Source organism: Roseateles oligotrophus, assembly GCF_014204525.1.
Classification (GTDB): domain Bacteria; phylum Pseudomonadota; class Gammaproteobacteria; order Burkholderiales; family Burkholderiaceae_C; genus Paucibacter_A; species Paucibacter_A oligotrophus_A.
The window spans coordinates 41,877-62,812 of sequence record NZ_JACHLP010000012.1; the positions used below are offsets into that span (position 1 = coordinate 41,877).

The following is a 20,936-nucleotide window of genomic DNA, read 5'->3' on the forward strand; positions in this document are numbered from 1 at the left end:
GTCGATCGGGGCACAAAAAAAGCAGCCTTGCAGCTGCTTTTTGCTTGGGCTGAAGGCCTGGGCGATCAGTTGGCGCGACGGCGACGAGCCAGGAAGCCCAGGGCGCCGATACCGGCCAGCAAGAGGCTGTAGGTCGAGGGCTCGGGCACAGCCGTGGTGAAGGTGTTGGAGCCATCAACTTTCAGCAAAACGTCGTTCTGGCCCACGGCATAGGTCGGATAGATGTCCGACCAGTTGTTCGGTGTGTTGTTGTGGAAAGAGGTGGTCGACGAGGTGCCGGCCGGCAGGCTTTGGTTGGAGGTGAAATTGATACCTGTGATGGCACCTGTGGTGCTGCTCAGGTAGTTGGTGTCCACCATACCCAGGGTCTGGAAGTTGAAGGCCGCCGAGCCGATACCGGTATTGGGACCGGTGCCATAAAAGGATGAGACGCCACCAGGCAGCACATTGAACATGCCGATCAGGCGGCCATCATCAAAGCCATTGCCTGTCGCCGTATTCGACTTGACGCCACCCTGAGCCGTGTTGTCGAAGTACAGGCCAGCATTGCCGCCCACGGCCGCAAAGGTTGCGAAGAAAGCTCCACCGCCCAGCAAGGTCACATTGGTTACCTTGAGTTGCAAATGCGCCACCAGGGTCAACTCATAGCCGCCTGAGGCAAAGCTGCCATTCAAGGTGGACGAGGAACCGCCAGTAAAGCCAACCACATTGGATTGATAAAGATAGTCTTGTATCGAGCCCAGTGTAGGAATGCCGGAAGCTCCGCCGATGATGACGCCGCTGCCCGTCTCGTTTTCGTCAAAGGACACGACATTCGAGGCCAAAGTACCTCCCACACCGTCCTTGACCGTGATGGAGGCGAATGCCCCTGCCGCCCATGTCGTGGCAAGTCCTGCCGCCAACAAACCCCGAACCAATTTATTGCATCTAATCATGGTTTCATCTCCACTGAAAACGTGACCTAAATCGTCAGCCGTCTAGAGGGCGCAGGTTTTGCGTCAAACGGCAAGGGCAATTCACAACTCAAGAGTCATGTCACTCGACGAGTGATTGGCGGCGTGAACACGAAATGAGTCGGCAAGAGGGCTCGCGCCCACTTGTCTGGACTGATTATGGACCGCTGGCCAAAAAATTCACCCCCTAGTTCCCCAATAAATAGGGGATGGAGTAAACCCTTGTTTTCAGATCTCAACCACGATGAACAGGGCGATGTGGGCGGCCAGCCCAGGTGCTGCTGGCCGCTTGTGCCGGGCGTTCAGCCTTGGGCGATGCGCTGGGCCAGGTGAGCGAGCGCTTCTTCAACCTGGTCGACCAGGACCAGGCAGAGCTCGCCCGGCTGCAGCTTTTCGAGGGCTCGATCGATGGCGATGAACTCGCCGCGGACCTCCTCAATATGGCTGACGCGGGTGGCGCCCTCCAGCCCCTGGCGAAGCAGGGCCAGTACTTCGCCGTCTTCACGGCCACGCTGGCAGGCATCCTGGAACAGGATGACTTCGTCAAAGGCCTGGCCCAGGATCTGGGTCTGCACACGGATGTCTTCGTCGCGGCGGTCGCCGGCGCCCGAGATCACGACCGAGCGGCGCTTGGCCGGCAAGGCCTCCACCGCAGCGACCAGGGCCGTCATGGCATCGCCGTTGTGGCCGTAGTCGGCGATGACGGTGGCGCCGCGGTAGTCCATCACATTGAAGCGGCCGGGCGCATTGTCGGCGTCGTTGGCGAAGCTGGCGACGCCGCGGCGCACCGTGTCCCAGTCCAGGCCCACGCCCCAGGCGGCGGCCACCGAGGCCATGGCGTTCTCGACCTGGAAGCCGATGGCGCCGTTGCGGGTGATGGGGATTTCGCGCAGCGGGATGGATTCGCGCCAGCTGCCCTGGGCCGCCACCAGCATGTCGCCGTCGATATAGACGCAGCGCTTGCCCTGGGCGCGATGGGTGGCCATCAGCGGGTGGTGGCGGTCGGCGGCGAAGAAGATGATCTGGCCGGGGCAGGTGGCGGCCATGGCGGCCACATGGGGGTCGGCCGCGTTCAGCACGGCATAACCGTTGGGTGCCACGTTTTGCACGATGACGCGCTTGACCAGGGCCAGCTCTTCCACGGTGTTGAGGAAGTTCATGCCCAGATGGTCGCCGGCGCCAAGGTTGGTCACCACGGCCACCTGGCAGCGGTCGAAGCCCAGGCCTTCGCGCAGCACGCCGCCACGGGCGGTCTCGAACACGGCGGCTTCCACGTCCGGGTGCATCAGCACATTGCGGGCGCTTTTCGGGCCCGAGCAATCGCCGCTGTCGATCTGGCGGCCGTCGACGTAGACGCCATCGGTATTGGTCATGCCGACCTTCAACCCGCAGGTGGCGAAAAGGTGGGCGATCAGGCGCGAGGTGGTGGTCTTGCCATTGGTGCCGGTGACGGCCACGACGGGGATGCGGCCGTCCTCGCCCTTGTGGCCATGGCCGTAGAGGTGGGCAATGATGGCCTCGCCCACATTGCGGCCCTTGCCGAAGCTGGGGTTCAGGTGCATGCGCAGGCCGGGCGCGGCGTTGACCTCGACGATGCCGCCGCTCTGCTCCTCCAGCGGGCGCAGCACGCCCTCGGCCACGACGTCGACGCCGCAGACATGCAGGCCCACGACCTGGGCCGCGGCGATGGCGCGGGCGGCCACATCGGGGTGGACGTCGTCGGTCACATCGGTGGCGGTGCCGCCGGTGGACAGGTTGGCGTTATTGCGCAGAATGACGCGGCGGCCTTTCTCGGGCACGGACTCGGGCGTCAGGCCTTGCTGGGTCAGGCGCTCGACGGCGATGTCGTCAAAACGGATCTTGGTCAAGGAGGTGGCATGGCCGTCGCCACGCTTGGGGTCGGCATTGACCTTGTCCACCAGTTGCTTGACGGTCAGCGCGCCGTCACCGATCACATGGGGCGGGTCGCGGCGGGCGGCGGCCACCAGCTTGTCGCCGATGACCAGCAGGCGGTAGTCGCTGCCGGGCAGGAACTTCTCCACCATCACCGTGCCGATGTCCTCGGCGGCCTTGTAGGCGCTTTCCATCTGCTCGCGGGTGACGACGTTGACCGTCACGCCCTTGCCCTGGTTGCCGTCCTGCGGCTTGACGACCACCGGCAGGCCCACTTCCAGGGCCACGGCCCAAGCCTCGTCCACCGAGCTCACCGGGCTGCCTATGGGCACGGGCACGCCGGCCGATTGCAGCAGGCGCTTGCTGAGGTCTTTGTCCTGCGCGATCGATTCGGACACGGCGCTGGTGGCGTCCACCTCGGCGGCCCAGATGCGGCGCTGCTTGGCGCCCCAGCCGAACTGCACCAGGCTGCCTTGCGTCAGGCGGCGATAGGGCACGCCGCGGGCCACGGCCGCGTTGACGATGGAGCCGGTCGAGGGGCCCATGCGCACGTCTTCGTCCAGCTCGCGCAGCTGGGCCAGGGTAGCGTCGACATCAAATGTGCCGCCGTTCACGGCGGCCTCAATCAGCTGGCAGGCGCGCTCGAAGGCCAGGCGGCCCACGTCTTCCTCGCTGTACTCCACCACCACCTGGTAGCTACCTAACTCCGAGGTCACATGGGTGTGGCTGAAGGTCACCGGGCAACCGGCCTGGGCTTGCAGGGCCAGCGTGGCCTGCTCCAGCACATGGGCCAGGGAGATGGGCTTGCCGCTGGCGCTGGCGGTTCGCAGCGCGCCGATGCTGGGGAAGAGGGCGCGCAGCCGGGCTTCGAAGTCCGGCATCTCGGCCATTGATTGCTCTTGCGGCGGGCAATGCACGACGGCCTCGATGGCCGTATGGCGGCTCCACATATTCGGGCCACGCAGTGCGCGGGTGCGAGAGACTTCCATGGTTTGCTGTCTTTCGATTCTTTTTGGGGGATGCAGATTGCTTGGGGCCGCTCAGGCTTGCAGTTCGGGCACAAAGGTATCCAGGCCGGCGGAGATCAGCTCGGGCGGGATATTCATGGCCCAGGCCGTGGCCACGGCGGCCAGGGCCACCGAGGCGTCGATCTCGGCGCTGGTGGCGGCCGAGCTGGCGGCAAAGCGGCGCAGCAAGGCTTCCACATTGGCGCCCGAGGTTTCGGACGAGCCCTGCGCCAGCACGGCGGCGCCCCCACGCAGGAAGACGGCGCGGCCGCCCTTGGCGCGGTGCTCGGCCAGGGCCGGCGCGTCGCCGTCGGCGCCGTAGAGGATCACCTCGCCGTCGCTCAGCTCGGCCATGTCCAGCAGACGGGCCACATCGGCGTTGAGCACGGCCGCGCCCTCGCTCAGCACCACATCGACCTGGGTGCGCAAGACCTTGTAGAGCTGGTCTTCGCTCAGCACATCGAATTCGCTCAAGGACGCGATGCCGCCCATATCGGTGATGACGCCGACCTGGCAGCGGTCGTAGGCCAGGCCATCGCGCAGCACCGATTCGGCGCTGTTCTCGATCACCACGGCGTCCACGCCACGGTTCATCAGCAGGCGGTGCGAAGCCTCCCAGCGCGCGCTGTTCTTGCGCTCGACCCGGCGCGGGCCCAGGAACAGGCCGTCGCGGCAGGCCAGGCCCACATGGCGGCCGTTGAGGTGTAGCAGCCAGGCGACGATGCGGGCGACGGTATGGGTGCCGCGCGAGCCGGCAATGCCGACGATGGGGATGCGGCCGTTCTCGTCCTCGGCAAACAGATGGTCGATGATGGCCTGGCCAACCGGCTGGGGCATGCCCTCGGCCGGCTTCAGATGCATCAGCAAGCCGGGGCCGGCATTCACTTCCACGATGGCGCCGCCCTGCTCTTGCAGGGGGCGGCCGATGTCGCGGGCCACCACGTCGACGCCGGCGATGTCCAGGCCGATGACCCGGGCCGCCAGCGAGACGGTGTGGGCCACCTCGGGGTGGACCTGGTCGGTACAGTCGATCGCCACATTGCCATTGCGCTGGATCAGCACCTGGCGGCCGGCGGTGGGCACGTCGTCCAGCTTGAGCCCCTGGCGTTCCAGGTCCAGCAGGATGACGGCATCTTCCAGCGGGTTGATGCGGTTGAGCGGGAATTCCTCGGTCAGGCCGCGGCGCGGGTCGGTGTTGATCTGCGAGTCGATCAGCTGGGCCACGGTCTGCACGCCGTCGCCGGTGACGGTGGCGATATCGCCGCGCGCGGCCGCCACCACCTTGCCCCCCACCACCAGCAGGCGGTGTTCGTTGCCGGGGATATAGCTTTCCACCAGCACCTCGCTGCCATGTTCCTCGGCCAGCTTGAAGGCGGCCATCACATCCTCGCGCAGGCGCAGGTCCAGGGTCACGCCGCGGCCGTGGTTGCCGTCCGAGGGTTTGACGACCACCGGCAGGCCCAGCTCCTGGGCGGCGTCCCAGGCGGCTTCGGCCGACTTGACGGCGGCGCCTTCGGGCACCGGCACGCCGCAGGACTTCAGCAAGGTCTTGGTCAGATCCTTGTCGCCGGCAATGCCTTCGGCGATGGCGCTGGTCATATCGGTCTCGGCCGTCCAGATGCGGCGCTGGCGGGCGCCATGGCCCAGCTGCACCAGATTGCCGTCATTCAGGCGGATATGCGGGATGCGGCGGTCGGTGGCGGCGGCCACGATGGCGGCCGTCGAGGGGCCGAGGTAGCAGTCGTCCAGCTTGTCGCGCACGCGGGCCACGGCGGCGTCCACATCGAAAGCCTCGTCATTGATGGCGGCCATCAGCAGCGTGTGGCCCTCGGCCAGGGCGCAGCGGGCGACCTGTTCGTCACGGGCACGGAACACCATGCGGTAGACGCCGCGCTGGCTGGTGCTGCGGGTCTGGCCAAAGCCGGTGGGCATGCCGGCCAGGTTCAGCAACTCGATGACGATGTGCTCCAGCACATGGCCGCACCAAGTGCCTTCCTGCAAGCGCTGCAGGAAGCCGCCACGTTCGCCGACGCCGCAGTGGTGTTCGATCAGGGCGGGCAGGGCGGCGGTCAGGCGTTCGGTGAAGCCGGGCAGCAGATTGCTGGGGTAGTCCTCCAGCTTGCCCAGGTCCAACCAGACCTCCAGTACCGGGCGGTAAGTCCACATATTGGGACCGCGCAGGTAATTGATGCGCAACAGCTTGATGTCTTCTTGTCTGCTCATGGATGGCGTGGCCTGGAGGGAATTTTGCGAAATCGGCGTTGAGGGGACGCTGCAGGGCGCAATTGTGCGCCCACTTGGACGCTCCGTCGGGAGCGAGCTAGGCCGGGTGCGGGCGTTGCGCTAGCGTAAGCCCGCTGGCGCTGGTGTTTGCGTTGGTTTTGTGCACGCTTTGTGTCGGCCGGTCGTTAGATCCAGCTGTATTCGCTGAGCGCACAAGCGCATGAGTGAAAATCCGGGTCCAAACATCGCCAAAACGCTTCTTCTTTTCGCCTTGGCTCAAAAACACAATGCACCATCATCATCCTGTTGAAGCGTCGCCGCAGCATCCGCAATGGAGCACCTTGCAAGCTCGCCTTTCTGGCGAGGAGAACGTTCAAGCCCATCTGGAGGTTGACCTCGATTCACAGATGCGCTTTGCCAGCGGCCTGCTGGCGCTGACGAATCAGCGCTTGCTGGCCTGGGATCCGGCCACGGGCGAATGGCGTGAGTGGGCGCTGACACCGGCGACCGAGCTGCGCATCAGCGATCACGCCGGCATCGGCAGCCTGGAGTTGCAGAACGAGCAAGGGCGCCTGGCCCTCTGGCGCTTCACGCTGCAGATCAATCTGCAGGCCCAGCGCTTCCAGGAGGCTTTTGAGCGCCGCGCCGAAGTGGGCGGCGGCGAGGGCGAGGACCTGGAGTTCTGCCCCAGCTGCAAGGCGCCCCTGCCGGCCGAGAGCGAGGAATGCCCCACCTGCGCCCGCGAGCTGCACACCCCGCCCTCGACCTGGGTGCTCTTGCGCCTGTGGCGTTTTGCCCGGCCCTACCAGGGCCAGCTGCTGCTGGGCTTCATGCTGATGTTGGGCGCCACCGGCGCCACCCTGGTCGGCCCCTATCTGTACCGGCCGCTGATGGACGAGGTGCTGATCCCCTTCCAGGCCGGCCAGAAGATAGACCCCGGCCTGGTGGCTTTTTACTTGAGCGGACTCTTGGGCGCCGGCCTGGTGTCCTGGCTGCTGGGCTGGGCCAAGACCTATGTGTTGGCCCTGGTGTCGGAGCGCATCGCCGCCGATCTGCGCACCCACACCTTCGAACACCTGCTGTCGCTGTCGCTGGAGTATTTCGGCAATAAGCGCACCGGGGATCTGATGTCCCGCATCGGCTCCGAGACCGACCGCATCAGCGTCTTCCTGTCCCTGCATGCGTTGGACTTCATCTCCGACGTGCTGATGCTGACCATGACGGCGGTGATTCTGTTCAATATCAATCACTGGCTGGCCTTGGCCACCCTGGTGCCCCTGCCCTTCATCGCCTGGATGATCCATCTGGTGCGCGACCGCCTGCGCACCGGCTTCGAGAAGATAGACCGGGTCTGGGGCGAGGTGACCTCGGTGCTGGCCGACACCATCCCCGGCATCCGCGTGGTCAAGGCCTTCGCCCAGGAAAAGCGCGAGGCCAAGCGCTTCAAGGACGCCAACGACAACAACCTCAAGGTCAATGACAAGCTGAACAAGACCTGGAGCTTGTTCACCCCCACCGTCTCCCTGCTGACCGAGATGGGCTTGCTGGTGGTCTGGGCCTACGGCATCTACCTGATCTCGCATCAGGACATCACGGTGGGCGTGCTGACCTCCTTCCTGGCCTATATCGGCCGCTTCTACGGCCGCATGGATTCGATGAGCCGCATCGTCTCGGTGACGCAGAAGGCGGCGGCCGGCGCCAAGCGCATCTTCGACATCCTGGACCACCAATCCAATGTGCCCGAGCCCGCCAACCCGGTGGCGCTAGACAAGGTGCAGGGCGGTCTGCAGATCGAGGACATCGGCTTCCGCTACGGCAACCGTGCCGTCATCCGCGGCCTCAGCCTGGAGATCAAGCCCGGTGAGATGATTGGTTTGGTCGGCCATAGCGGCTCGGGCAAGAGCACGCTGGTGAATTTGATCTGCCGCTTCTACGACGTCACCGAGGGCGGCATCCGCGTCGATGGCGTGGACCTGCGCCGCATCCGTGTGGCCGACTACCGCCGCCACATCGGCCTGGTGCTGCAAGAGCCCTTCCTCTTCTTCGGCACCATTGCCGAGAACATCGCCTACGGCAAGCCGGACGCCACGCGCGAGGAAATCGTCGCCGCCGCCCGCGCCGCCCATGCGCATGAGTTCATCCTGCGCCTGCCCCAGGGCTATGACTCCCTGGTGGGCGAGCGCGGCCAGGGTCTTTCGGGCGGCGAGCGTCAGCGCATCTCCATCGCCCGCGCCCTCTTGATCGACCCGCGCATCCTGATCCTCGACGAAGCCACCTCCTCGGTGGACACCGAGACCGAGAAGGAAATCCAGAAGGCGCTGGACAATCTGGTGCAGGGCCGCACGACGATTGCCATCGCCCACCGCCTGTCAACGCTGCGCAAGGCCGACCGCCTGGTGGTGATGGATCGCGGCCAGGTGGTGGAAGTGGGCCCGCACGACGAGTTGATGGAAAAGCGCGGCCATTACTGGCGCCTCTACGAAGCGCAGGCTCGCCGCATCGATGCCGAGGACGAAGTGCCCCTGCTGCCGCCCAATCTGTCCGCCCACACGATCAGCGCCTGAGGTGCCCATCATGACCATCACCGCTTATCAAAAACTGCAACGCAATGCCTTCGGCCGCCTGGTGCTGACCGACACCGAGGGCCAGGTGCACGAGGGCGTCGTGCCCGTGCGTGCCCACCCGATCTCGGCGCCGGACGAGGGCGTCTCCCTGGTCGGCCAGGACGGCCACGAGCTGCTGTGGGTGGACCGCCTCTCGGCCCTGCCCGCGGCCGAGCGCGAGCTGTTGCAGGCCGAGTTGGCCAGCCGCGACTTCATGCCCAGCATCCAGCGCATCCGCAAGGTCTCGACCTTCTCCACCCCCAGCCAGTGGACGGTGGAGACCGACCGCGGCGAGACGCAATTCATCCTGCGTACCGAGGAAGACATCCGCCGCCTGGGCGAGGGCCGCCTGCTGATCGCCAGCAGCCACGGCCTGCAGATGCTGGTGCCCGACCGCTTCGCGCTGGACAAGGGCTCCAAGAAGTTGCTGGAGCGCTTCTTGTAAATCTCAGCGGGCCAGGCCGCGCCACAGCAGCCAGGCCGCCACCACCGGGTAGAGCAGGCCCAGCGGCGCCAGCATCAGCAGATTCGCCTGTTGGCCGATAAAGCCCTGGGCCACGGTGACGATCTGCAGCAGCGTGGCGGCCACGCCCAAGCCCAGCAGGGCTCGCGGCAGGGCGGCCGCCCGCGCCAGCAAGACAAAGAACAGCAAGAGGCCCAGTCCGCCAAAAGCCTTGCCCGCGTAGTGGAAACCATTGCGCAAGCCCTTCAGCAGCTCGGCCACCGGGCCGTAGGCCTCGGCCAGCTGGGGCTGGGCCAGAAAGCTGGCGCTGAGGCTGCGCATGGCCGCCAAGGCGCTGCCCTCCACCAGGCATAGCGCCAGCTCGGCCACCGACAAAGCCAGGCAGAAGATGCTCAGCAAGGGCTGGCGATCGCCGTAGCGCTGGCGCAGCAGCACGCTGATCCACAGGCCTAGCAGGGCCAGGCTCAAATCCATCAGCACCGCCGCGCCAATGGCCGGGCCCTGGCCGGCCGCCTCGGGCAGAAAGCCGGCCTTGCCCCAGACCAGGGGCTGCAGGGCGAAGTTGGAGAGCAGCCCCAGCGCGAAGCTCAAAAGCATCAGGGCGCCGATCAGGCGGTCCGGGGCGAGGGGCTGGTTTGGCTTGGAATTCATGGCGCATGCTCAGGGTTGAGATGAGCCTCACTGTGCGCATCGCCGCCCTGGCCCTCAAGCGCGCTGCGCATGAGCCGCCGCTACAGCCACATGAGTGGCGCTGGGCGCGGCCCCAATTTCTTTTCAATCGGCGCGGAAGTGGTGCACAAAGCTGCGGCTGACCGGCAGCACTTCGGGCCTGTCCTTCAGATGCAGCTCGGCCGTCTCGTTGGCGCCGCGCACGACCTGGCGCACGGCCGCCAGATTGACGGCGACCGAGCGGTGGATCTGCTGGAACTGCGCCGGGTCCAGCTGGGCGAGCAAGTCCTTCAGCGGGGTCCGCACCACGGCTTCGGCCGGCCCCGCGCCCTCGCCGCGCCAGGCGATCACGGTGTAGCGCTCGTCGGAGCGCAGATAGGCGATCTCCTGCACCGGGATCAGGCGCAGCACCGCGCCCACCGAGGCCTTGATCCAGCGCAGCGCTGCGGGCTTGGCGGCCGGGGCCGGGCTGGGCCCCTGGGCTTGCAGCTGCAGCAGCAGGCGCGCCAGCAAGGCGTCGTCCAGGGTCGGGGCCGCCGGGCTCAGGGCCAGGCGTTCACGCAGGCGGGCCACGCAGCGGGCCAGGCGTTCGGCCTCGACCGGCTTGACCAGATAGTCCAGCGCGCCCTGCTCGAAAGCCTGCAAGGCGTACTGGTCGTAGGCGCTGATGAAGACGATGTGGCAGCGGCCGGCCAGTTTGCGGGCCAGCTCGATGCCGCTGAGGCCCGGCATGTGGATATCCAGAAAGCACACATCGGGCCGCTGCTGCTCAAACATCTCCAGCGCCTCCAGGCCGTGGCGGGCCTGGGCGCAGACCTGCAACTCGGGCCAGCAAGCGGCGAGCTGGCGTTGCAGGCGCTGGCGCAGCAGGGGCTCGTCGTCTGCGATCAGGGCGCGGGGTGGGTTCATCCTTGTCCTCCTCAGTCTTTGCGGGCCGGCCATTCCAGTTCGACGGTGAAACCGTGAGGTTCCGGTGCGCTGAGCTTCAGGCTTATGTCTGGGCCAAACAAGGCCTCCAGGCGCTCGCGCAGGCGGATCAGGCCGGTGCCCAGGCCGCTGCTGTGGGCTTGCAGGCCCTCGCCGCTGTCGCTGACGCGGGCGCGGCAGCGGCCCGCCTGTTCTTGCACCGTCAGTTCGATATGGCCACCGTCGAGGCTGGGGTCTAGCCCATGGCGGATGGCGTTCTCCACCAGGGTCATCAGGGTCAGCGGTGGGCAGAGCAAGGCCTCGCAGCCGGGTCCGATTTCGATGCAGAACGTCAGCCGGTCCGGCATGCGCAATTGCATCAGGGCCAGATAGGCACGCACCCGCTCCAGCTCCTGGCCCAGGCGGGCCTGCGGCTCGTGCAGACGCGGCACGGCGGCGCGCAGATAGGCGATCAGCTGGCTCAGCACCGGGCCGGCCTGGGGCGAGCCCTCTTCCACCAGGGCCTGCACATTGGCCAGGGTGTTGAACAGGAAATGCGGTTGCACCTGGGCTTGCAGCAGCTGCAGTTGGGCGCCCAGCACCTGGCGCTCCAGCTCGCCGCGCTGCTGCTCGGCCTGGCGCACGGCGGCGTCGCGCTGGCGCAGCAGGGCGCTCATGGCCGTCCAGGGGCCGATCAGGCAGCCCAGAAAGCAAAAGGCGAATACGGCCTCCAGCCGCTTGGGGTCTTGCCAGAAGGGGCCGGCCTCGGCCGGAAAGGCCAGTTGGTAGAACAGCAGCACCGTGAGCGGAATCGCCAGCGCTACCGCGCCGACCTGCCAGGCCCAGCGTGCAATGCCTGCGGGCAGGCGGCGCGGCCAGCGCTCGGCGATGCAAAACGCCGCCAGGCCGGCCAAGGTGGGCAGGCCCACGCGCAGCAGCAGGGCGGCCCAGCGGTCCAGCCACAACGGCAGAAAAAAGAGATAGACCGGCAGGGCGGCCAGCAAGGCCGTGCGCAGGCGGCGCCAGCCCGGCAGGCGTTGGAGGGTGCTGAGACTTGGCAGGGGCATGCCCCAGTGTCGCAGCCTGGCGGCGGGCGGGGCAGGGCGTCCTGCTTGAGTGGCGCCTGGCGCGCCACGAGATGCGGTTTAAGCCATCACCTGCTGCGCCACCCAGGTGTAGAGCGGGATGCCCAGCAAGATATTGAAGGGGAAGGTCAGGCCCAGCGACATGCCCAGGTAGAGCGAGGGGTTGGCCTCGGGGATGGCATGCCGTATCACCGCCGGCACGGCGATATAGGAGGCGCTGGCCGCCAGCACCATCAGCAGGGCGGTGTCGCCGACCGAGAGGCTCAGGGCCGCCGCCATGCCTAGCGCCAAGCCTGCATGCACCAGCGGGAAGACCAGGGCGTAGACGATCAGCCAGGGCGACTGATTCCTCAGCCCGCCCATATTGCGCGCCGCCGCCAGGCCCATGTCCAGCAGGAAGAAGGACAACATGCCCTTGAAAAGATCGGTGGAGAAGGGCTTGAGCGCCGCCTGGCCCGCATCGCCGCTGAGCAGGCCCACGGCCATGGCACCCAGCAGCAGCAGCTGGGCGCCGTCGGTCAGCGATTCGTGCAGGATCTTGCCCAGCGGGGCGTCGGTCGCCTGAGTGGCCGGGGCGCCGGCCTGGCGCTGCTGCTTGCGCACCCAGTTGGCCAGCAGCACGGCCATGATGATGGCGGGTGATTCCATCAAGGCCATGGCCGCCGCCATATGGCCGCCGTAGGCGATGTCGTGGTTATTGAGGTACTGGGTGGCGGTGATGAAGCTGACGGCGCTGACCGAGCCGTAGGTGGCGGCGATGGCGGCGGCGTCAAAACCGCCGATGCGGCGCTTGAGCAGGACATATCCCAGGGCGGGCACCAGCACGGCCAGAGCCAAGGCCACGCCCAGGCTCAGCGCCACCTCACGCGTCAGGCCTGACTGGGCCAGGGCGAAACCGCCCTTCAGCCCGAGCGCCATCAGCAGATAGAGCGATAGAAAGCGCGAGATGGGGGCCGGAATCTCCAGATTCGATTTCAGCGCCCCCGCCAAAATACCAAAAACAAAGAACAGGATGGCGGGGTCGAGAAAGCTCTGCATGTCCGGCTAAAAGCCCTTCTTGGTTTGGGTGGCGCTGCGTGGCCTCAGGTCAACCAGGCGCCGAGACCGGCGATCATGCTGCCGGTGCCGACACCGGCCAGCAATTTGGCATCGCGCGGATTGTCATTGCGGAATTCGCAAAAAGCCGCCCAGAGGACGGCTGCTGCGATGAAGGCGATGCACAGAAAAAGGCTGTTCATGCGCGTCTGTTGACAGTGTATTTCAGTCGTTAGAGCTGCCGAAGCCGAACAGGCTCAGCAAGCTGGTGAACAGATTGAAGATGGAGACGAACAGGCTCACCGTGGCCAGCACATAGTTGGTCTCGCCACCGTTCACGATGCGGCTGGTCTCGAACATGATCAGGCCGGCCGACAGCAGGGCCACCATGGCGGAGACGGCCAGGCTCAGCGCCGGGATCTGCAGGAAGGCGGCGGCCAGGCCGGTCAGCACCGCGATCACCATGCCGGCGAACAGGAAGCCGCCCATGAAGCTCAGGTCACGCTTGCTGCTCAGCACCCAGGCCGACAGGGCCAGGAAGGTGGCGCCGGTGGCGGCCAGGGCCAGCATCACGGTTTGCGCGCCGCCCGGCAGGGACAGGGACTTGGCCAGCAAGGGGCCCAGGGAGTAGCCCATGAAGCCGGTCAGGGCGAACACCAGGGGCACGGCGACGCCGCTGTTCTGCTTTTTGTGGATGGCGAACAGCAGGCCGAAGTAGGCGACCAGGGTGATGATCAGCCCGGGTGCGGGCAGCTTGAAGGCCACGCCAGCGGCGGCCACGGCCGCGCTGAACAGCAGGGTCATGGACAGCAGGGCGTAGGTATTGCGCAGCACGCGGCTGGCCGAGGGCGCCAGGGCCTGGCTGCCGTGCTGCGAGGCAGGCATGCTGTAGGGTTGGGCCTCATGCGGCAAAGGCATGGCCGTGGCTTGGGCGGGCTTGGCGTCTTGGCGGGGGTAGGAGTCGTACAGGCTCATCGCGTTTCCTTTGGCGGTGGACGAACAGAGGTTTCGTGAATGAGGGGCAGGATAGGCGAGCAAGCCTGCAAGAAAAAGCAGAGAATGGATGACAGACGCTTCCGAAAAACATTGGACATTCCAGTGCCGACGGAGGCCAGCGAGGAGCGGATATGAGTCTTGATTTCAGCTATCGGCATCTGTACTACTTCTGGGTCGTGGCCAAGGAGGGCGGTTTGTCCAAGGCCGCCGAGCGCTTAGGCATGGCGGTGCAGACGGTCAGCACCCAGGTGCGGGAGCTGGAGCGCTCGCTGGGCTTTGCCCTGCTCAAGCCGGCCGGGCGCGGCGTGGCCCTGACCGACGCGGGCGTGGCGGCGCTGCGCCAGGCCGACCAGATCTTTCAGCTGGGCGAGCAATTGCCGGCCCTGCTGCGCGAGGCCGTGGGTTCGCCGGTGGTGCGTCTGGCCGTGGGCATCTCGGACGGCCTGCCCAAGCTGGCGGTGCGCCAGCTGATGCAGCCCATCGTCGACGCCGAGCCCAATCTGCGCCTGCTCTGCCACGAAGATCAGTTCGAAGGCCTGCTGGCCGAGCTGGCCCTGCACCGCCTGGACGTGGTTTTGTCCGACCGGCCCGCGCCCACCAATCCCAATCTCAAGGTCTACAGCCATTCCCTGGGTTTCTCGGCCATGGCCTGGTATGCGCCGGCGGCCTTGTACGAGACGGCGGCGCGCGACTTCCCGCGCTCCCTGGCCGATGTGCCCCTGCTGCTGCCCACCACCCAGGCGGCCGTGCGCCTGCGCCTGGACCAATGGCTGGAGCGCCAAGGCATACGCGCCCGCATTGCCGGCGAGTTCGAGGACAGCGCCTTGCTGGCCACGTTCGGCTCGGGCGGCTTCGGCGTCTTCCCGGCGGCCGAGCTGATGCAGGAAAAGCTCACCGCCCGCTACGAGCTGCGCAAGGTGGGCGTCTGCGAAGGGGTGGAGGAGCATTACTTCGCCATCGGCACGAACAAGAAAATCTCCCACCCGCTGGTGCGCCGCCTGCTGCCGGACCGGGTTTGAAGGACTTGACCTCGCCGGGGGCGCAAGCCTTAGAATCCGGCGCTAGTTGACGTTTACGTAAACGTTAGTTGAGCGTTGGGCGAGGCGGCCACTCTCGCGCCAGCAAGTCAAAAAAATTGACTCTGACCCCAATAATTTCTGGAGACACGCATGAATCTGCCCGGCTTGAATTTCCAACTTGGTGAAGACATCGACGCGCTGCGCGATGCGGTGCGTGATTTCGCGCAGGCAGAGATTGCGCCGCGTGCGGCGGAGATCGACCGCAGCGACCAGTTCCCCATGGATCTGTGGCGCAAGATGGGCGATCTGGGCGTGCTGGGCATCACCGTGGGCGAGGAGTACGGCGGCGCGAATATGGGCTATCTGGCGCACATGATCGCGATGGAAGAAATCAGCCGCGCCAGCGCCTCGGTGGGCCTGAGCTACGGCGCGCACAGCAATCTGTGCGTGAACCAGATCAAGCGCAACGGCAATGCCGCGCAAAAAGCCAAATACCTGCCCAAGCTGATCAGCGGCGAGCATGTCGGTGCGCTGGCGATGAGCGAGCCCGGCGCCGGCTCCGATGTCTTGAGCATGAAGCTCAAGGCCGAAGACAAGGGCGGCTACTACCTGCTCAACGGCAGCAAGATGTGGATCACCAATGGCCCCGATGCCGACACCCTGGTGGTCTACGCCAAGAGCGAGCCCGAGCTGGGCGCGCGCGGCGTCACCGCCTTCCTGATCGAGAAGGGCATGGCCGGCTTCAGCATCGCGCAAAAGCTGGACAAGCTGGGCATGCGCGGCAGCCACACGGGCGAGTTGGTTTTCAACAATGTGGAAGTGCCGGCCGAGAACGTGCTGGGTGCCGTCAACGGTGGCGCCAAGGTGCTGATGTCGGGCCTGGACTACGAGCGCGCCGTGCTGACCGGCGGCCCGCTGGGCATCATGCAAAGCGTGATGGACAACGTGATCCCCTACATCCACGACCGCAAGCAGTTTGGCCAGAGCATCGGCGAATTCCAGCTGATCCAGGGCAAGGTCGCGGACATGTACACCGTGCTGCAAGCCGGCCGCTCCTTTGCCTACACCGTGGCCAAGAACCTCGACCTGCTGGGCGCCGAGCATGTGCGCCAGGTGCGCAAGGACTGCGCCTCGGTGATTCTGTGGACGGCCGAGAAAGCCACCTGGATGGCCGGCGAAGGCGTGCAGATCTTCGGCGGCAATGGCTATATCAACGAGTACCCGCTGGGCCGCCTGTGGCGCGATGCCAAGCTCTACGAGATCGGCGCGGGCACCAGCGAGATCCGCCGCATGCTGATCGGCCGTGAGCTGTTTGCGGAGACGATGTAATTGACGCAGCAGCCCGCTCCCCTGCACCTCAACACGCCCTTGCTGCGTGCCGCCCCGGGCCTGTTTCCGCAAGCTGAGGTCTGGCTCAAGATGGACGCGTTGCAGCCCAGCGGCAGCTTCAAGCTGCGCGGCGTCGGGCGTCTGGTGCAGCAGGCGGCCGCTGAGGGCGCGCGCGAAATCGTCTGTGCCTCCGGCGGCAACGCCGGCTTTGCCGCCGCCCATGCGGCGCTCGCCCTGGGCCTGGCCGTCACCATCGTCCTGCCCGAGAGCAGCAGTGCCGCCGTGGCCGAGAAGATCGCCGCCCGCGGCGCCACCGTGCTGCGGCATGGCGCGATGTTTGATGAAGCCAATGCCTTTGCCCAGGCCCTGGCGGCCGAGCGCGGTGCCCGCTATGTGCACCCCTTCGACCACCCCTTGCTGTGGGCCGGCCACTCGACGCTGATCGACGAGGTGCAGGCCGAGGGCCTGGACTTCGACGCCGTCATCACCGCCGTCGGCGGCGGCGGCCTGTTCTGCGGCATCGTGCAAGGCCTGCAGCGTCACGGCCTGCACCATGTGCCGGTGATTGCCGTCGAAACCCTGGGTGCCGACAGCCTGAGCCAAAGCCTGCGTGCCGGCCAAGCCATCACGCTGCCAGCCATCACCTCGGTCGCCACCTCGCTGGGCGCGCGCCGTGTGGCCGACGAGGCCTTGCGCCTGGCGCAAAGCCATCCGACCCTCAGCCTGACGGTGACGGACGCGCAAGCCACCCAGGCCTGCGTGCGCTTTGCCGATGCCATGCGGGTGATGGTGGAGCCCGCCTGCGGTGCGGCCCTGGCCGCGCTCAGCGTCCATGCCCCGGCCCTGGCCGGATTCAAGCGGCCGCTGGTCGAGGTCTGCGGCGGCATCGGCGTCTCGCTGGCCTTGCTGCAAGCATGGGCATGAGCGGGGCGCCGCAAGCATGTCGTCATCCGATCCGCTGACAATGCAGGCATGAGTACCAATCTTCAAGAGCTGCTGGACAGCAACAAGCAATGGGCCGCCAACACCGAGGCGCGTGAGCCGGGCTTCTTCAGCCGTCTGCTCAAGCAGCAGACGCCGCAATACCTGTGGATAGGCTGCGCCGACAGCCGCGTGCCCGCCAATGAGCTGGTCAATCTGCTGCCGGGCGAGCTGTTCGTGCACCGCAATGTGGCCAATGTGGTGGTGCATTCCGACCTGAACTGCCTCTCGGTGATGCAGTTCGCCGTCGACGCCTTGAAGGTCAAGCACATCATCGTGGTCGGCCACAGCAACTGCGGCGGCGTCAAGTCGGCCTTGCTGGACTCGCGTGTGGGCCTGGTGGACAACTGGCTGCGCCATGTGCAGGACGTGCGCAACCATCATCAGGAGTGGCTGGATCAGCTGCAGCCCGAGCAGCGCGTCAACGCCCTGTGCGAGCTCAATGTGCTGGAGCAGGCCCGCAACGCCTGCCAGACCACGGTGGTGCAGGACGCCTGGGCGCGCGGCCAGGAGGTGGTGGTGCACGGCTGGGTCTACGGCCTGCACAACGGCTTGCTGGAAGACCTGGCCATCACCGCCGCCGCGGCCGACGAAGTGGCGCCCGCATTCCAGCATGCCTTGCGCGCCGTCAAGCAACGCTACGAGCAGGCGCGCTTTTCTCAACTCAGCTCGAAGACTTAGCGGCAAGCGCCGCTTGCCTGCTCGGAGTGCCGATGTTCCCGCAGAAGCTGAACGATCCGCGTGCTTTCGAAATCGCCAAAGCCATGCTGGGCGGCTTCAACCGGCACTATCGCTTGTTCCGCGGCACCAGCGCCGAGGCCAAGAAGCGCTTCGAGCAGGCCGACTGGCAGGGCCAGCAAAGCGCGCAGCGCGAGCGTATCGAGTTCTACGACCGGCGGGTGGACGAGGCGGTGGCCAGCCTGGAAGAACGCTTCCAGACCAGTCAGCTGGCGATGGAGGTCTGGCAGCAGGTCAAGCTGCACTACATCGGCCTGCTGGTCGACCACCACCAGCCCGAGCTGGCCGAGACCTTTTTCAACTCGGTCTGCACCCGCATCCTGCACCACAGCTACTTCAACAACGACTTCATCTTCGTGCGCCCGGCCGTCTCCACCGAATACATCGAGAACGACGAGCCCGCCGCCAAGCCCACCTTCCGCGCCTACTACCCCGCGCCCCATGCGCCGAATGCCTTGCGCGAGACCCTGCGCCGCATCGTCACCAACTTCCAGCTCGACCTGGAGTTTGAAGACCTGGGCCGCGACATCGAGCATGTGATGGCGGCGCTGCAAAAGGAGATGGGCGACTACCGCCGGCGCACCAATTTCCAGATCCAGGTGCTGTCCAGCCTGTTCTTCCGCAACAAGGGCGCCTACCTGGTCGGCAAGATCATCAATGGCTTCCACGAGACCGCCTTCGCCCTGCCCATCCTGCACGGCGAGACCGGCATGCTCTACATCGACGCCGCGCTCTTCGGCGAAGACGATTTGCTGATGCTGTTCAGCTTTGCGCGGGCCTACTTCATGGTCGATATGGAAGTGCCCAGCGCCTATGTGCAGTTCCTGCGCTCGCTGATGCCGCGCAAGCCGCGCTCGGAAATCTATGCCGCCCTCGGCCTGCAGAAGCAGGGCAAGAACCTGTTCTACCGAGATTTTCTTCACCACCTGCGCCACTCCAGCGACAAGTTCCGCATCGCCCCCGGCATCAAGGGCATGGTGATGCTGGTGTTCGACCTGCCCTCCTTCCCCTTCGTCTTCAAGGTCATCAAGGACTTCTACCCGGCGCAGAAGGAAACCAGCCGCGAGCTGATCAAGAGCAAATACCTGCTGGTCAAGCAGCACGACCGCGTCGGCCGCATGGCCGACACGCTGGAATACAGCAATGTCGCCTTCCCCCGCTACCGCTTTGACGAGGAGTTATTGGCCGAGCTGCGCCACTTCTGCGGCAGCCTGCTGATCGAGGGTGGCGACAACCTCGTGCTGCGCCACGTCTATATCGAACGCCGCATGGTGCCGCTCAATATCTATCTGCAAGAGGCTACGCCCGAGCAGATGGAGCATGCCGTCATCGAGTACGGCAACGCCATCAAGGACCTGGTGGCCGCCAATATTTTTCCCGGCGATATGTTGTGGAAGAACTTCGGCGTCACCCGCCACGGCAAGGTCGTGTTCTACGACTACGACGAGATCGAATACCTCAGCGACTGCAACTTCCGCTATGTGCCCGAGCCGCGCAACGAGGAGGAAGAGATGTCCGGCGAGGTCTGGTACAAGGTCGGCCCGCGCGACGTCTTCCCCGAGACCTTTGCCCCCTTTCTGCTCGGCCACCCCGGCGTGCGCGCCCTGTTCATGCGCCACCACGCCGAGCTGCTCGACGCCGCCTTCTGGCAGCAGCACAAGGCCCGCATCCAGGCCGGCTATGTGCACGATGTCTTTCCCTACGAGGCGCACAAGCGCTTCTATGCCGCGCTCAAACCGCGCATCACCCCGCATGTCGATGGCGCGGCCCTGATCGCCGCCAGCCATCACGATCTGCCCGTTCAATAACCCTCTAACGTCCTCAAGGAGAGCCCCCATGTCTACCGATTCCATCGTCATTGTTTCCGCTGCACGCACGCCCATCGGCGGCCTGCTGGGCGACTTCGCCGGCCTGCAAGCCTGGGAGCTGGCGGCCGTGGCCATCAAGGCCGCCGTCGAGCGCGCCGGCATCCCCGGCGACGCCATCCAAGAAGCCTTCATCGGCAACTGCCTGATGGCCGGCCAGGGCCAGGCCCCGGCCCGCCAGGCCGTGCTCAAGGCCGGCCTGCCGCAGTCGGTCGGTGCCGTCACGCTGAGCAAGATGTGCGGCGCCGGCATGCGCGCCACCATGTTCGCCCACGACACGCTGAAGGCCGAAAGCGCCGACGTGCTGATCGCCGGCGGCATGGAGAGCATGACCAATGCCCCCCACCTGATGTTCGCCCGCAAAGGCGTCAAGTACGGCGGCACGCCCATGTACGACCACATGGCCCTGGACGGCCTGGAAGACGCCTACCAACGCGGCAAGGCCATGGGCGTGTTCGCCGAACAATGCGTGGCCAAGTACGCCTTCACCCGCGAGGCGCAAGACGCCTTCGCCGTCGCCTCCACCGAGCGCGCCAAGCGCGCCAATGAAGACGGCAGCTTCGCCTGGGAAATCGCCCCCGTGACCGTGGCCGGCCGCGCCGGCGACACCGTCTTCAGCCGCGACGAACAGCCCTTCAAGGCCAAGCTGGACAAGATCGCCGGCTTGAAGCCCGCCTTCGTCAAAGACGGCACCATCACCGCCGCCACCTCCAGCTCCATCTCCGACGGCGCCGCCGCCCTGGTGCTGATGCGCGAGAGCACCGCTGCCAAGCTGGGCGTCCAACCGGTGGCGCGCATCGTCGGCACCGCCGTGCACGCCAACGCGCCCGAGTGGTTCACCACCGCCCCGGTCGGCGCCATCCAGAAGCTGCTGGCCAAGAACGGCTGGGACGCCAAGAGCGTCGACTTGTGGGAAGTCAACGAAGCCTTCGCCGCCGTCACCATGGCCGCCATGGCCGAGTTCAAGCTGCCGCATGAAATCGTCAACGTCAACGGCGGCGCCGTCGCCCTGGGCCACCCCATCGGCGCCTCGGGTGCCCGCATCCTGGTCACGCTGATCGGCGCTTTGAAGCATCGCGGCCTGAAGCGCGGCGTGGCGTCGTTGTGCATCGGCGGTGGCGAGGCGACGGCGATGGGTGTGGAGTTGCTGTGACGCTTCGCATGGTTGCTT

The 20,936-nt window shown here is 66.1% G+C and carries 17 protein-coding genes; 8 read left to right on the forward strand and 9 right to left on the reverse strand.

The window, feature by feature from the left end; genetic code table 11:
* Window positions 1-65 precede the first annotated feature (65 nt).
* The 3 genes from HNP55_RS22005 to cphA (HNP55_RS22015) all read right to left on the reverse strand — a co-directional run bounded on the left by HNP55_RS22005 (window position 66) and on the right by cphA (HNP55_RS22015) (window position 6,076).
* On the reverse strand, window positions 66-935 hold the full coding sequence (locus HNP55_RS22005) for a PEP-CTERM sorting domain-containing protein (protein WP_184304244.1): 870 nt from the start codon (window positions 933-935) through the stop codon (window positions 66-68).
* Window positions 936-1,255: 320 nt separating this feature from the next.
* Complete coding sequence (gene cphA, locus HNP55_RS22010; protein WP_184304246.1) at window positions 1,256-3,835, reverse strand: cyanophycin synthetase; 2,580 nt, start codon at window positions 3,833-3,835, stop codon at window positions 1,256-1,258.
* 51 nt (window positions 3,836-3,886) lie between these two features.
* Window positions 3,887-6,076, reverse strand: a complete 2,190-nt coding sequence (cphA, locus tag HNP55_RS22015) for a cyanophycin synthetase (protein ID WP_184304248.1) — start codon at window positions 6,074-6,076, stop codon at window positions 3,887-3,889.
* Window positions 6,077-6,363: 287 nt separating this feature from the next.
* On the opposite strand from cphA (HNP55_RS22015), the gene HNP55_RS22020 reads away from it, so the two are divergent.
* Together HNP55_RS22020 and HNP55_RS22025 are read left to right on the forward strand one after the other, a co-directional pair.
* Window positions 6,364-8,640, forward strand: coding sequence for an ABC transporter ATP-binding protein (locus tag HNP55_RS22020; protein WP_184304250.1), 2,277 nt, complete (start codon window positions 6,364-6,366; stop codon window positions 8,638-8,640).
* Between the two features lie 10 nt (window positions 8,641-8,650).
* Window positions 8,651-9,124, forward strand: coding sequence for a DUF1854 domain-containing protein (locus HNP55_RS22025; RefSeq protein WP_184304252.1), 474 nt, complete (start codon window positions 8,651-8,653; stop codon window positions 9,122-9,124).
* A 3-nt stretch (window positions 9,125-9,127) separates the two neighbouring features.
* On the opposite strand, the gene HNP55_RS22030 is transcribed toward HNP55_RS22025, so the two are convergent.
* From HNP55_RS22030 to HNP55_RS22055, 6 genes are all read right to left on the reverse strand, one after another.
* Window positions 9,128-9,793 carry a DUF4386 family protein gene (locus HNP55_RS22030; RefSeq protein ID WP_184304254.1) on the reverse strand — a complete coding sequence of 222 codons (666 nt, stop codon included), beginning with the start codon at window positions 9,791-9,793 and terminating at the stop codon, window positions 9,128-9,130.
* Between the two features lie 123 nt (window positions 9,794-9,916).
* Window positions 9,917-10,720: a LytR/AlgR family response regulator transcription factor gene (locus tag HNP55_RS22035; RefSeq protein ID WP_184304256.1), complete on the reverse strand. Its 804-nt coding sequence runs from the start codon at window positions 10,718-10,720 to the stop codon at window positions 9,917-9,919.
* 11 nt (window positions 10,721-10,731) lie between these two features.
* Window positions 10,732-11,784 carry a sensor histidine kinase gene (locus tag HNP55_RS22040; RefSeq protein ID WP_184304258.1) on the reverse strand — a complete coding sequence of 351 codons (1,053 nt, stop codon included), beginning with the start codon at window positions 11,782-11,784 and terminating at the stop codon, window positions 10,732-10,734.
* Window positions 11,785-11,862: 78 nt separating this feature from the next.
* Window positions 11,863-12,840: a sodium-dependent bicarbonate transport family permease gene (locus HNP55_RS22045; protein WP_184304260.1), complete on the reverse strand. Its 978-nt coding sequence runs from the start codon at window positions 12,838-12,840 to the stop codon at window positions 11,863-11,865.
* A gap of 44 nt (window positions 12,841-12,884) precedes the next feature.
* Window positions 12,885-13,040: a hypothetical protein gene (locus tag HNP55_RS22050; RefSeq protein WP_184304262.1), complete on the reverse strand. Its 156-nt coding sequence runs from the start codon at window positions 13,038-13,040 to the stop codon at window positions 12,885-12,887.
* 22 nt (window positions 13,041-13,062) lie between these two features.
* The gene (locus tag HNP55_RS22055; RefSeq protein ID WP_184304420.1) at window positions 13,063-13,722 is read right to left on the reverse strand and encodes a Bax inhibitor-1/YccA family protein; all 660 of its coding nucleotides are present in this window, start codon (window positions 13,720-13,722) and stop codon (window positions 13,063-13,065) included.
* A gap of 242 nt (window positions 13,723-13,964) precedes the next feature.
* Here HNP55_RS22055 and HNP55_RS22060 point away from each other — a divergent pair, with 242 nt between their 5' ends.
* The 6 genes from HNP55_RS22060 (at window position 13,965) to HNP55_RS22085 (ending at window position 20,918) form a co-directional block, all read left to right on the forward strand.
* Window positions 13,965-14,852 (forward strand): LysR family transcriptional regulator, encoded by an 888-nt coding sequence (locus HNP55_RS22060; RefSeq protein WP_184304264.1) that lies wholly within the window; start codon window positions 13,965-13,967, stop codon window positions 14,850-14,852.
* 150 nt (window positions 14,853-15,002) lie between these two features.
* Window positions 15,003-16,181 carry an isovaleryl-CoA dehydrogenase gene (locus HNP55_RS22065; protein ID WP_184304266.1) on the forward strand — a complete coding sequence of 393 codons (1,179 nt, stop codon included), beginning with the start codon at window positions 15,003-15,005 and terminating at the stop codon, window positions 16,179-16,181.
* Window positions 16,182-17,105: a pyridoxal-phosphate dependent enzyme gene (locus tag HNP55_RS22070; RefSeq protein WP_184304268.1), complete on the forward strand. Its 924-nt coding sequence runs from the start codon at window positions 16,182-16,184 to the stop codon at window positions 17,103-17,105.
* A 48-nt stretch (window positions 17,106-17,153) separates the two neighbouring features.
* Window positions 17,154-17,843, forward strand: coding sequence for a carbonate dehydratase (gene can / locus HNP55_RS22075; RefSeq protein ID WP_184304270.1), 690 nt, complete (start codon window positions 17,154-17,156; stop codon window positions 17,841-17,843).
* 32 nt (window positions 17,844-17,875) lie between these two features.
* Window positions 17,876-19,708: a bifunctional isocitrate dehydrogenase kinase/phosphatase gene (aceK, locus tag HNP55_RS22080; RefSeq protein ID WP_184304272.1), complete on the forward strand. Its 1,833-nt coding sequence runs from the start codon at window positions 17,876-17,878 to the stop codon at window positions 19,706-19,708.
* A 28-nt stretch (window positions 19,709-19,736) separates the two neighbouring features.
* On the forward strand, window positions 19,737-20,918 hold the full coding sequence (locus HNP55_RS22085; protein ID WP_184304273.1) for an acetyl-CoA C-acyltransferase: 1,182 nt from the start codon (window positions 19,737-19,739) through the stop codon (window positions 20,916-20,918).
* Window positions 20,919-20,936 lie beyond the last annotated feature (18 nt).